The organism is Streptomyces sp. NPDC017993, assembly GCF_044328065.1.
In the GTDB taxonomy this organism is placed as follows: Bacteria; Actinomycetota; Actinomycetes; order Streptomycetales; family Streptomycetaceae; genus Streptomyces.
In genome coordinates this window covers 38,996-50,781 of record NZ_JBIRGO010000022.1, presented here as the reverse complement: position 1 = coordinate 50,781, position 11,786 = coordinate 38,996, and the positions used below count along the sequence as shown (strand labels likewise).

Annotated in this window: 14 protein-coding genes and 2 pseudogenes; 7 read left to right on the top strand and 9 right to left on the bottom strand. The window is 68.1% G+C overall.

The window, feature by feature from the left end; all coding sequences use genetic code 11:
• Window positions 1–663 precede the first annotated feature (663 nt).
• Window positions 664–1,231 (top strand): annotated as a pseudogene (locus ACH4FH_RS31665) (cytochrome P450).
• A gap of 529 nt (window positions 1,232–1,760) precedes the next feature.
• Here the strand turns inward: ACH4FH_RS31665 and ACH4FH_RS31660 are convergent.
• From ACH4FH_RS31660 to ACH4FH_RS31640, 5 genes are all read right to left on the bottom strand, one after another.
• Entirely contained in the window at window positions 1,761–2,504 is a 744-nt protein-coding gene (locus ACH4FH_RS31660) for an SDR family oxidoreductase (RefSeq protein WP_398559397.1), read from the bottom strand.
• 77 nt (window positions 2,505–2,581) lie between these two features.
• Complete coding sequence (locus tag ACH4FH_RS31655) at window positions 2,582–3,691, bottom strand: NADH:flavin oxidoreductase/NADH oxidase (protein ID WP_398559396.1); 1,110 nt, start codon at window positions 3,689–3,691, stop codon at window positions 2,582–2,584.
• A gap of 227 nt (window positions 3,692–3,918) precedes the next feature.
• Window positions 3,919–4,320: a RidA family protein gene (locus ACH4FH_RS31650; protein ID WP_398559395.1), complete on the bottom strand. Its 402-nt coding sequence runs from the start codon at window positions 4,318–4,320 to the stop codon at window positions 3,919–3,921.
• Window positions 4,321–4,366: 46 nt separating this feature from the next.
• Entirely contained in the window at window positions 4,367–5,020 is a 654-nt protein-coding gene (locus tag ACH4FH_RS31645; protein WP_398559394.1) for an NAD(P)H-binding protein, read from the bottom strand.
• A 53-nt stretch (window positions 5,021–5,073) separates the two neighbouring features.
• On the bottom strand, window positions 5,074–5,505 hold the full coding sequence (locus tag ACH4FH_RS31640; RefSeq protein WP_398559393.1) for a VOC family protein: 432 nt from the start codon (window positions 5,503–5,505) through the stop codon (window positions 5,074–5,076).
• Between the two features lie 116 nt (window positions 5,506–5,621).
• On the opposite strand from ACH4FH_RS31640, the gene ACH4FH_RS31635 reads away from it, so the two are divergent.
• On the top strand, window positions 5,622–6,290 hold the full coding sequence (locus ACH4FH_RS31635; protein ID WP_398559392.1) for a GntR family transcriptional regulator: 669 nt from the start codon (window positions 5,622–5,624) through the stop codon (window positions 6,288–6,290).
• A gap of 461 nt (window positions 6,291–6,751) precedes the next feature.
• Here ACH4FH_RS31635 and ACH4FH_RS31630 read toward each other — a convergent pair whose 3' ends face one another.
• From ACH4FH_RS31630 to ACH4FH_RS31620, 3 genes are all read right to left on the bottom strand, one after another.
• Window positions 6,752–7,027, bottom strand: a complete 276-nt coding sequence (locus ACH4FH_RS31630; RefSeq protein WP_398559391.1) for a VOC family protein — start codon at window positions 7,025–7,027, stop codon at window positions 6,752–6,754.
• A 115-nt stretch (window positions 7,028–7,142) separates the two neighbouring features.
• Entirely contained in the window at window positions 7,143–7,598 is a 456-nt protein-coding gene (locus ACH4FH_RS31625) for a VOC family protein (RefSeq protein WP_398559390.1), read from the bottom strand.
• Between the two features lie 341 nt (window positions 7,599–7,939).
• Window positions 7,940–8,707 (bottom strand): class I SAM-dependent methyltransferase, encoded by a 768-nt coding sequence (locus ACH4FH_RS31620; protein ID WP_398559389.1) that lies wholly within the window; start codon window positions 8,705–8,707, stop codon window positions 7,940–7,942.
• Window positions 8,708–8,800: 93 nt separating this feature from the next.
• Here ACH4FH_RS31620 and ACH4FH_RS31615 point away from each other — a divergent pair, with 93 nt between their 5' ends.
• Entirely contained in the window at window positions 8,801–9,358 is a 558-nt protein-coding gene (locus ACH4FH_RS31615; protein ID WP_398559388.1) for a winged helix-turn-helix transcriptional regulator, read from the top strand.
• A 153-nt stretch (window positions 9,359–9,511) separates the two neighbouring features.
• On the opposite strand, the gene ACH4FH_RS31610 is transcribed toward ACH4FH_RS31615, so the two are convergent.
• Complete coding sequence (locus tag ACH4FH_RS31610; protein ID WP_398559387.1) at window positions 9,512–9,733, bottom strand: hypothetical protein; 222 nt, start codon at window positions 9,731–9,733, stop codon at window positions 9,512–9,514.
• Here ACH4FH_RS31610 and ACH4FH_RS31605 point away from each other — a divergent pair.
• The 4 genes and pseudogenes from ACH4FH_RS31605 (at window position 9,732) to ACH4FH_RS31590 (ending at window position 11,780) form a co-directional block, all read left to right on the top strand.
• Entirely contained in the window at window positions 9,732–9,893 is a 162-nt protein-coding gene (locus ACH4FH_RS31605; RefSeq protein ID WP_398559386.1) for a hypothetical protein, read from the top strand. The genes ACH4FH_RS31610 and ACH4FH_RS31605 overlap by 2 nt on opposite strands.
• Before the next feature lie 64 nt (window positions 9,894–9,957).
• A pseudogene (locus tag ACH4FH_RS31600) lies at window positions 9,958–10,008 on the top strand (hypothetical protein); the annotation flags it as partial.
• A 350-nt stretch (window positions 10,009–10,358) separates the two neighbouring features.
• The gene (locus ACH4FH_RS31595) at window positions 10,359–10,943 is read left to right on the top strand and encodes a DinB family protein (RefSeq protein ID WP_398559385.1); all 585 of its coding nucleotides are present in this window, start codon (window positions 10,359–10,361) and stop codon (window positions 10,941–10,943) included.
• A gap of 210 nt (window positions 10,944–11,153) precedes the next feature.
• The gene (locus ACH4FH_RS31590; protein WP_398559384.1) at window positions 11,154–11,780 is read left to right on the top strand and encodes a TetR/AcrR family transcriptional regulator; all 627 of its coding nucleotides are present in this window, start codon (window positions 11,154–11,156) and stop codon (window positions 11,778–11,780) included.
• The last annotated feature ends 6 nt before the right edge of the window (window positions 11,781–11,786 follow it).

Sequence of the window (11,786 nt, the reverse complement as noted above, 5' to 3'; positions counted from 1 at the left end):
TCCGTCGTGGGCGCCGGGTGCGCCGGCTGCACCACCGTCCGCGGGACCTTCTTGCTGGTTCGGAAGCTGCTCGGGGTTGGTCATCATGCCTCCTGAGAATCGGACGGCAGGGACCGGGCTCTCGCATAGGTGCCTGATCGGCAGAGAGGGCGATCCCCAGGGACACCGGCCACAATCACCGTATCGCTGCGAGGCGAAAGCATCGATTCGGAGGGGAAATCTCGCGGACGCCGGACCGATCGGTGCGATGGCTCGGAAACCAGAATCATGACGCTGCCCGATAACCTGGGTAGCCGGCTGATTCCCCGAGTTTCAGAGCTGAGGGTCATTCCGCGACAGCCTGTACACGTGCGGGCGACAAGCAGCGGTTTGGCGCAGGACAACCGCGTTCACGAGACGCGAGCGCGTCGGGCGGTTGACCACGTGCGTCATCAAGGGGTGACACCGCTGTCCGGCGCTCGCCGAGGCGGTGTCCTGGCCCAGGCGGAGCACCGACTTACCGCGCCGGCGAAGGACACGGTGCGCTGCGTCCAAGAAGGGCCCGGATGACTCTCCCCGCCGGGCCCCGCTGCACGTGCTGTGCCCGCTTGCCCGGCTGTCCCAGGCAGCCGGGCAAGGTTCTTTACCCCGTCGCTGCTGACCACGTCCAGGTAGGCGAAGGGGCTGAGGTCCGAAGCAGGCGCCCACCCCGACATCCAGACACGACTGCACGACGAGGTCGACGCCGTACTCGGCGGCCGTCCCGTCCAGCTCACAGACCTGGACTCCCTCGATCTGACCGGCCGCATCGTCACCGAAACCCTGCGCCTGTACCCACCGGTCTCTGCTGCTCACCCGGACCACCGCCACCGATACGGAACTCGGCGGACACCCACTACCGGCCGGCACCACCATCGTCTTCAGCCCCTACCAACTCCACCGACGTCCGGACGCCTACCCCGTTCCCGACCGCTTCGCCCCGGAACGCTGGAACGCCATCGACACCGCGCCAGGCACCTTCGTGCCCTTCGGAGCTGGCCCGCGCAAGTGCATCGCCGACACCTTCGTCCGAACCCAGGCCACGCTCGCCCTCGCCACAGTCGCAGCCCGCTGGCAGCTCCGCCCCCTCCTGGGCCAGACCATCCGCCCCGTCGGCCAAGCAGTCCGCGCACCTCACAAGCTCTCCATGCGGCTGAACCAGCGCTCGTCCACCCCGATAGGGAAACCGACGTCTGAGACTGACAGCCAGTAGCGTTCGGCTGTCGGTGAGGGTGCGATGGCCGTCTAGCTCGTCCACCGCTACCTCGGCAGCCCCAGGGGTGCTGCCGGAACGAGTTGACTGCCGAGCCAGCGACCGTGCGGCCCGGCTCGCCCTGACGGGCCAGTAATTCGGGCGGAACGACTTGGCCAGCCTTAGATTGCTGTTTGCGCTCGGCAACGACGCCCTGCGCCAGGGCGCCGCCGTCCTGCCCCTGCCCGCACGCGCCCGACAGACCTCGAGGTCACGGTCCTAACTGTCTGTTTGAGTACCTCAGAGGCCCAGGCCAGAGGGGAAGTGTGCCGGGCGGGGCAGGAGTTGCCGTTCCGCGACAGCGTCACCGTGGCGGCAGTTCGAGACGGCCAACGCGTCCGGTTCAGGTGCTATGTGGTGGACTACCTGGCCAAGCGGCTCGGCATCGAGGTCGCCTCGGTCGGGAAGTGGTACACGAGCGGCCGAAGACCGCGTACGAGCACGCGTGGGAGGTGCGGGACGCAAGGGTCCTTGTTCGGGGCCCGGGGTGCTACCAGTTCTGGCGGGTGGGGGAGATGACCAGGTCGTTGACGGTGACGTCGGCGGGCTGGTCGAGTGCGTAGACGACGGCGTCGGCGATGGACTCGGGGCCGATGGCAATGGTGTTGAGCTCTTGGGCGGCCTTGCGCCCGGTGGGGTCGGTGACCTTGTCGGCCCAGCCGGTGTCGATGACGCCGGGGCTGATCGTGGACACCTTGACGCCCTCGCGAACGGCGAGTTCCTTGCGCATGGATTCGGTCATGGCCTGCACGAAGAACTTTGTCGAGCTGTAGACACCGGCGCCGTCGCCGACCTGGTGGCCGGCCACCGAGTCCATGTTCAGGATGTGGCCGGACTTCTGGCGAAGCATCACGGGCAGGACGGCGTGGACGCCGTTGAGGTAGCCGCGGATGTTCACGTCGAGCATCCGGTTCCAGTCGTCGAGCGCGAGGTCTTTCCAGTACGAGAAGAGCATGAGGCCGGCGTTGTTGACCAGGACGTCGATGCGCCCGTAGGTGGCGACGGTAAAGTCGGCCAGCGCCTGCATGTCCGCGGTGTCGGCGACGTCGGTGAGCCGGGCGGTGGCGGTGCCGCCGGCCTTCTCGATGTCGGCGACCAGCTGGTCGAGGTCTTCCTGGCCGCGGGCGGCGGCGACGATCTTGGCGCCGCGGGCGGCGAGGGCCTTGGCGCTGACGGCGCCGATGCCGGAGGAGGCGCCGGTGATGACGACGACCTTGTCCTGAAGGTGGTTCATGGGGAGCTTCCAGTGCGGTGGTGCAGCGCGCATTTCCTGGTGAGGGCAGTGCGGCAGAGGTTTTAGGGGTGGGGAGGTCAGCGCTTGCGGCGCTTGACGACGTATGCGTACTGGTCGGGCCAGCGGGGCTCGGCGTCGAGTTCGAGCGCGGCCTGCTGGGCCCAGTAGGGGTTGCGGAGCAGTTCGCGGCCGAGGAAGACGGCGTCGGCCTGACCGCTGGTGAGGATCTCCTCCGCCTGCTGCGGCTCGGTGATGATGCCGACGGCTGCCGTGGGGATGCCGGTGGCCTGGCGGGCCTGGGTGGCGAAGGGGACCTGGTAGTTCGGTCCGGCGACGATCTTGGCGTCGCGGACCATGCCGCCGGTGGACACGTCGAGCAGATCGACGCCGCGGGCTTGGAGTTCCTTGGCGAGGCGGACGGTGTCGTCCCCTGTCCAGCCCTCGCGCTCGTCCTCGGGATTCTCGGTCAGCCAGTCGGTGGCCGAGGTGCGGAAGAACACCGGCAGGTCCTCGGGCCACACCGCGCGGACGGCGTCGACGACCTCCAGGGCGAAGCGGAGCCGGTTCTCGAAGCTGCCGCCGTAGGCGTCGGTACGGAGATTGGACGCCGGGGAGAGGAAAGAGTTGATCAGGTAGCCGTGGGCGCCGTGCACCTCGGCCACCTGGAACCCGGCGGCCAGCGCGCGCCGCGCGGAGTCGGCGAAGTCGCGTACGAGCTGCTGGATCTCCGCCACGGTCAGCTCGTGCGGGACAGCGAGTCCGTCGTAGGCGATCGCGCTGGGGGCGACGGGCTGCCAGCCGCCCTCGGACTCGGGCAGGTACCGGTCGGACAGCCAGGGCTTGTCCACCGATGCCTTGCGGCCGGCGTGGGCGAGCTGGATGGCCGGGACGGCACCGTGCACCTTGATGGCCTCGGTGATGCGGGTGAATGCCTCCTGCTGGTGGTCATTCCACAGGCCCAGGTCCCAGGGGCTGATGCGCCCGTCGGGCCGGACACCGGTGGCCTCGGCCATGACCAGACCTGCGCCGCCCGCGGCACGGGAGGCCAGGTGGGCGAGGTGGAAGTCGGTCGGCGCACCGGTCCCCGGGCCCTCGGGGGCGGCGGAGTACATGCACATCGGGGACATCCAGACCCGGTTGGGTATCTCAAGGGATCGCAGGGTGAGGGGGGTGAACAGCACACTCACGGTTTTCTCTTTCGGGTGGGAAGGGCAGGCCGTAGGAAGGCCGGCGCTGAGGGAAGCCGCGGCGTAAGCGATCGGGATGTCGCCGCCGATGACTTCGATGGTGTGGCCGTCGAGGGGCGGGTCGTCGAGCAGGGCGAGCAGTACGGCGGTGATGTCCTCGCGCGCGACAGGGCTGGCCGGCGACGGTCCGCCCGGCCGGCGTCACCCGGCCCGTGCCGGGCTCATGATCAGGCCGGCAGGCGGGTGTCGAGGACGAAGTTGACCTCGATGAGCTGGCCCGGGAAGAACAGCGAGGCGACGCCGATGGTGGAGCTGGTGGGGCGGTGGTCCCCGAAGTAGGCCAGGTTCGCTGCGGCCATCGCCATGTTGTACTTCGGCAGGTCCACGATGAACTGGGTCTCGGAGACGACCTGGTTACGTGTGGCGCCGTAGTGGGCGAGCACCTTCTCGAAGTTGGCGTAGGACTGCTTCAGCTGAGCGTCGAAGTCGCCCGGGTAGAGGAAGTTGCCCTCGTCGTCGTGCGAGAGCTGCCCGGAGACGTAGATCGTCTCGCCGACCTTGATGGCCTGGGCGAAACCGAACTCCTCCTCACCGGAGATGTCGTGGCTGTAGGAATCGATGGCGGTCATGGTGCTACTCCTTGCTGGTGGTGCGGCTGCCGACTGGGGTAGGAGGTCAGCCGGACGCGAGCTGCGCTGCGGCGTCGGCGACGGGGGCGTCGCCGGAGGTGAGCTCGACGATCACGCGGGTCAGGGCGGGCTCGTGGAGGGCGGCGTCGATGAACGCGGCGACGTCGTCGCGGTGCACGTCGCCGTACTCGACGGCGGGGCCCGCGGTGACCCGGCCGCTGCCGGGGGTGTCCAGGAGGGTTCCGGGGCGGACGATCAGCCAGTCGAGATCGGTGCGCGTCAGGTACACGTCGGCACTCTTCTTGACCTTGATGTACTGCTCGAAGCCCTCACCGCCCTCGCCGCCGCGCAGCGCGTCGGGGAACACCGAGACCAGGACGAACCGCGACACCCCGGCGAGCGCGGCCGCGTCGACGGCCTTCTGAAGGCCCTTGCCGTCGATGAGGGTCGTCTTGTCCATGCCGGTCCCGTGCGCGCCGGCAGAGAAGACCACGGCGTCATGGCCGTGCAACTTCTGTGCGAGGTCGTCGACCGCGTCGGTGATGAGATCACCGATCACCGGTGTCCCGCCGGCCTCTCGCACGGTCTCGCCCTGAGCGGGCCCGCGGTGCATGCCGGTCACCGAGCCCCCGCGTGCGGCGAGGAGTTGGGTGAGGCGGCGGCCGACTCCTCCGGCAGCGCCGATCTGGAACACCTTCATGAGTTCGTCCCGTCTTTCGAGTGGTGAATAGGGAAGGGTGCGGTGTCCGCCGGTCAGGAAGCGAAGACCTGGGAGTCGTCGGCGAACGCTTTGAACTCCAGCGCGTTGCCGGCCGGGTCGAGGAGGAACATCGTGTGCTGCTCGCCCTTTTGGCCCGCGAAGCGCACGTAGGGCTCGATGACGAACCCGACGCCCGCCGCGCGCAGGCGCTCGGCGAGCTCCTGGAAGGCGGGGATCGTCAGGATCAGCCCGAAGTGCGGCACCGGGACGTCGTGACCGTCGACCGGGTTGTGTATGCGCTGCGCGCGCTCCGGTGCCAGATGCGTGACGAACTGGTGGCCGTGCAGATTCCAGTCCAACCACGTGTCCGCGCTGCGGCCCTCCTCCAGACCCAGTACGTCGCCGTAGAAGCGGCGCGCGGCGGACAGGTCGTCGACCGGCACGGCCAGGTGGAACCGGGGGATCGGGGAGTCGAGAACAGTCACGGCACTGCCTTTCCGAGAATGGGTCCGGCGGGATCTACTAGTTGTCCTAATGTTGACATTGCGACAACGATTGAATGTTAACATTAGGACGTAGACTGAGGAGGTGCAAGTCAGGCATGAGTGATCAGGGCAAGGTGTCCCCGGCCCGCCGTCGCGGCCTGTCGGACGAGGTTGCAGACCGGATCCGGGAGGCCATCTTCAGCGGGGCCTACGCCCCCGGCGCCCAGCTGCGCGAGGTGGAACTGTCCGCCACGATGGACGTCAGTCGCGGACCGGTACGTGAAGCGCTGCGCGTACTGGAGCGCGAGGGACTGGTCCACTGCGCGTGGCACCGCGGGACGACAGTGACGACACTGTCTCCTGAGGATGTCGCGGAGCTCGACAGCCTGCGTGGCGCACTGGAAGACCTGGCTGTCCGCCAAGTGATCACGCGCGACTCGGACGAGGACCTGGCGTCCCTCGCCAAGGCAGCCGAGGTCATGAAGCACGTGACGGACGCCCACGAGATGGTGCGACTGGATATCGCCTTCCACGACGCCGTCTTCGCCGCCGCCAACCACCAGCGCCTCGCCGAAGCCTGGGACGGTATCCGGTGCCAGGTCCACCTATTCTTGCTGACGCGGATCAACCTCAGCACCGACGGGTACATCGGCTGCATCCCGCGCGAACACCACGGGCTCGTGACCGCACTGCGCTCCCGCGACACCGAAACCGCGCTCCACCTCTTCGCCGCACACCGTCGCCACGCCGTCGACGTGGTGACTGGGAACGCCGACCCGAACTGAGAGGACGTGACAGCCGTCTACACGAGACCCCTGGGGTGACGCTGCACTCCCCCTCGCGGCACTGCCAGCAGGAATCATCGGATCCAAGCCCGTGCGTGTCTTGTTCGAAGGCACCGGCTCGGGTGGATCCCTCAAGCGCCAGCAGTCCAGCAGTGAAAGTCCGGCTCGAACACCCCAGCAGCCCCCGCCGATGATCCGTCCGTAGCGGTCACGTGTGGTGTCGAGCGCGGTCTCCACCTCGCGGTCGATGAGTACCATCCGAAGTCGGAAGTCGCGTGCTTGGGAGGCAAGTTCCGGCTGCCGAAGGCGTGGGGGATTTGGGTATCGGTTGCTCCTGGTGGTCGGTGTCGGCGGCCACGGCACCGGCTACGCATCGCCCCGCCGGCGTCAGCGGCCGCTGACGAAGCAGAATTCATTGCCTTCAGGATCGTTGAGGATCTGGAACTGCCCGTAGGGATTCGTCACCAGCTCACCGACGGCCACCGCGCCCAGCTGGATATCGCCTCGGCCGTCGCCGTGGCGATATCCCCCGCCAGCAGGTCCAGATGAAGGCGGTTCTTCGTGGCTTTCGGCTCAGAGACCCCTTGAAAGGCCAGACGTGGCATCTCGGGCGGGTCCACGTAGCTCCAGTCCGCGTCCCGCCGCACAGGCTCCCCACCCAACAGCGAGGCCCAGAACCGGGCCAGCTCCTGAGGATCGCCGCAATCGAAAACGATCTCGTCCAGTCTTGCACGCATCCCCGCACCCTAGACGCTGCCCATCAGACATCGCAGACGATCAGCGACGACGCTGATTACTCGTCCAAGAGTTTGGGTGCGGGGCCCAGTTCGAGCCGCACCGCGCGACGCAGATTCACCCTCTGGAGGATTCGTCGATGGCGGGCATGGGCTCACCGCCCGGATGCCACTTGCTCAGGAACCCGGCCTGGCGACTGACATCGACGAGTTCGATGCGGGCGCCGACGCTGTCCATGTGGTGGTAGACGAACGGTCGACCGTGCGGGCAGCCGGAAAAGTCCACGGGTATACCCTCCCGCTCCAGGCGCCGGGAGCCTTCCTGTACATCGCTGGACCAGAAACCGAGGTGATCGAACCTGGCTCCTTCCGCCGCGTCCCAAGGACTGCCGGCGGCCCCCTCGATGAGCTCGATGAAAGGCGGCCCACCAGTGGTGAAGACGATGCGGTAGTCCCACTCGCCAAGCCTGTCGGATGCAGGCTCGTTCCACTCGACCCCGGCCGAACGCCGGAAGTCCTGCATCGCTCGTTCGAGGTCCGGAACCGCAAAACACACATGATAGAAGGCTGTCATCCACCCATGATCGGCCATGCCATCTCAAAGACCCAGCAGATAGAGGTCAAGCTGAGAGCTCGGCACAGGATCTTGTTGAAGTGCCTTGGTTGGGCGGGACGTTGTGACGATCCGTCCGTTCGGGAAGGTGTGACGACTCGGCCGCGGATCGTGGACGATGACCTATGGGCGCTGATCGAGCGACTGCTGCCGCCCTGGCCCGAGCGGTCGCCGGGGCCGAAACCGGTGGCGGATCGGCTGTGTCTGCAGGGCATCCGGCACGTCCCTCACAGCGACATCGTAATCGGCAACTCTTGCCGCTGGAACGCGGATCCGGTTCCGAAGGGCCTGCCGGCACCACCTCATGCCTGGTTGACCGCGTACCCCAGGAACGTCACCAGCGGGCTGTCCTCCGGCTCCAGCACCATGTCGACCAGCTCCGGCAGCTGCTCGTCTGTGAGCGTGCCGCGCCTGCGCCCGCGCGTCGCGCGCACCAGACTGCGCACGTCGCGCGGCTTGAACGCCGAGAGGTCCTTCGCGGACAGCCCCGCCCGGTCGAGGGCCTCGGTGAGCTCCGACGGGCGGCGCAGCCGATGTGCGGCGTAGCGGCCGCGGGGCATGATCCGTGTGCCCGGGAATGACTGGAAGGCGCCGAGGTAGATGAGGCGGGAGATGGGAGTGCGGTTCACCGTGTCGTAGACGAAGGCCCCGCCGGGACGCAGCACACGCGCCGCCTCCGCGAGGACCGCGTCCGGCCGTTCGGTGATCTCGAGGGTGTCGGCGCAGTACACGAGGTCGAAGGAGCCGTCCGGCAGGTCGAGTTCCTCCGCGGGTGTCGTCAGGTAGGTGAGGCCAAGGCTGTCGTCCGCGTCCTGGGCGAGGGCCGTCGCGGCGGGCGACGGGTCGGCGGCAACGACCTCGAACCCGAGTTGGGCGAGGCCCCGGGCCAGAAGGCCGCGCCCGCTGCCGACGGCGAGCGCCCGGCTGGCGGCCGTGGCGAGGCTCAGCTCCCGGAGCACGTGCCGCAGGTACTCCAGCCGTACGGACTGAAAGGTCAGGGCCCGAATCTGGCGGCCGTCGACGGCCGTTGGCCCGGCCGAGTCGAGTGCGATGCGCGGCGCGGTGGTCATGGCAGTCTCCATCCACTTTCCGGATCGGGTTCCCTGAGTGAACCTAGCATCAGCTAGTTCCCTGGGGGAACTCGTCGCCGATATGATGCGACCGTGACCCGTACCTCCCTCTCCGACGTCGCATGCTCGATCGCCCGCGCCACCGACCTGTTCGGCGATGCCTGGACAGCCCTGATCATGCGCGACGTCGTCGTCGGCATCCGCCGCTTCGACGAACTGGCGCAGGACCTCGGCCTGTCGCGCAAGGTCCTCGCCTCGCGACTGGCCCGGCTGGTCGAGGAAGGCGTGCTGACACGCGAGCAATACCAGGCCAGCCCACCACGCGAGGAGTACGTGCCCACAGAGAAGGGCCGGGAGCTCTACCCCGTCCTGCTGACGCTGATGGCCTGGGGCGACAAGTGGTACGCGGAGCCCGCGGGGCCGCCAGCCCGGATCCGCCACGAAACCTGCGGACACCTGGCCACGCCGGTCGTGACCTGCGATGCCTGCCAAGAGCCGCTCACCGTGGCCGACACCACACAACTGCCCGGCCCCGGGGGGCGGATGGGACCGGGCACGCGGCTGCTCGCCCCACTGATCGCGGGGCGGGGGGAGGAGGCGGCTGCGGACCCGACTACCACTCCGTATTCCGCCCCATCCGCTCGTTCATGATCTCGTTGCTGTCGGCCCGGGACTTGCTCACCCGGGCGTCTCCTGTCTCTCCCCTTCGGAGCCGAGCGGAGTAGAGCCTCAGCAACCCCCGGCACCGCTATGAGGGCAGTCTTGAGCAGCCTGGCCATGCTCCTCGTTGCCACGTCGCCCGGGTTAACGGCGTCGGCGGAGCCGCAGCGGACCGATCCGCTCCAGCAGCAAGTGGACGCGATCCGCGACACCGGGGCCGTCGGTGTGTTCGCCGAGGTGACGTCCCCGGGCACAGATGACCGCGCGCGCCGGCACGGCCGAGATGGGCACCAGGAGGCCGATGCCGTGGAAACGGTAGGGGGTCCGGATTGGCAGCGCTACCAAGACGTTCACCGCCGCGGTCATGCTGCAATTCGTCCGCGAGGGGTATCTGTCCCTGGATGGCACCGTCGAGCAGTGGCTGCCTGACGTGGTCCAGGGCAACGGAAACGACGGTGGCCGGATCTCCGTGAGCAGCTGCTGCAGCACACCAGCGCCATCCCTGATGTCCGGATACCCGCGCTGAACAGCGCAGATGGCTATAGGGCCGAGCGGTTCCGCAGCTACACCCCAGAAAGAAGTTGGTGGGAATGGCGATGCGGAAACCCCCGACTCCCCCCCCGGGCACTGACTGGCAGTACTCCAACACCAACTACGTTCTCGTCGCGATGATCAATCACGAGGTGACCGGCCGGAGTTGGGTAGCCAACGGGTATGTGTCGTGCTCGTCACGGGTTACCGGCAGCGGCCTCTTTTGTCCCCTCACAGACGGGAATCCGAGCCCAACCCGGAGGGAAGATGAGGGGGATCTCGGGGGGGCGTCGCTTCGGTCGTTCCGCCGGGATTTAGAGGTTGTCTCACGTGGCAAGTTTCGCAAGCTACTGGTAGCAGGTCAGGGCGCGGGCCATGGCCAGGCCCCGGCTCTGGCAGTCGTTGCGGAGCACGTACGGGATCTTGAGACCACGAGCAGCCCATGGCAGGCTCATGCCGCATGATCGATGGATTCGCGAAAGACAACCTGCACGGGAGACTGCGGCGGGACCGCAAGGCGCTGCTCTGGAAACTCGACGGCTTGTCCGAATACGATGCCCGCCGGCCTTTGACAGTGACCGGGACCAACCTCCTCGGCCTGGTCAAACACGTGGCCACCGTCGAGGCCAGGTACTTCGGCGAGGTCTTCGACCGCCCTTCCCCGGAACCGCTGCCCCGGTGGCAGGACTCCAACGGCAGCGATCTGTGGGCGACCGAGGACGAGACCCGCGATCAGATCATCGGGTTCTACCGGCGCACGTGGGAACACTCGGACGCGACGATCAACGAGCTTCCCCTCGACGCCCCCGGCCACGTGCCGTGGTGGCCGGAGCCTTATCCCAACACGAACCTGTTCGCCATCATGGTCCATGTCCTCAGCGAGTCCATCCGGCATGCCGGGCACGCCGATATCCTGCGCGAGGGCCTCGACGGCCGGACCGGGTTGCGCGCCGAACACGAGAAGCAGATCGACGAGGAAGCCCGCGCAGCCCACTGCGCGAAGATCGAGCAGGCCGCCAGGTCGGCCGCACCCATCAAGGCTTAGAGGTCGTCTCACGTGGCTCCCGAGCGGGTCCTGGCGCGAATTCGGGTGCCCGCGCACCGCAACTGCTGGGCAGTCGCGACGGCAGACTCCCGGCCCGGGCTCTCGACCTCCCCGGATGGTCGCGTCATCGGATGCGTTACCGTGCGCGAGCGGAGACGACTTCCGCGTGCGAAAGAGGCGGCAGCCGTCGGAGTGGACAGGGGAAGCGTGATGTCGGAGCGTGGCGGCCAGTCGGCTGCCCGGGGCCGCCCGGCGGCGGGGAGGCCCGCGGGACCGCGTGCGGCGGAGATCCGGGGTGCGGCCCTGGCCCTGTTCGCCGAGCGTGGCTACGCCGCCACCACGATGGCCGACATCGGCGCATCGGTGGGGGTGCGGGGGCCGAGCCTGTACAAGCACGTGGGCTCCAAACAGGAGCTGCTCGCTCGGATCATGACGGGCACGATGGAAGACCTGCTGCGGACCCACCGCGCGGCAGTAACCGGCTGCGAGGATCAGGTGGAACGCCTGCGCCGGGCCACGGAGGCCCACGTCCGCTACCACGCCCGGCACCGCCAGGAGGCATTCGTCGGGACGCGGGAGATCCGCAGCCTGGAGGAACCCCACCGTGCGGAGGTCCTGACGCTGCGGGCCGCCTACGAGCAGGCGTTCCGGGACCTGCTCACCGAGGGGGTGGAGGCCGGCCGGTTCCGGGTGCCCACGGTGAAGCTGACCTCGTACGCGATCCTGGATCTGGGGATGGGCGTGGCCGTGTGGTACCGCGAGGACGCTGACCTGACCGAGGACCAGGTGGTTTATCAGTACGGCGATTTCGCCTTGCGTTTGGCAGGGGTGAGATGACGGTCG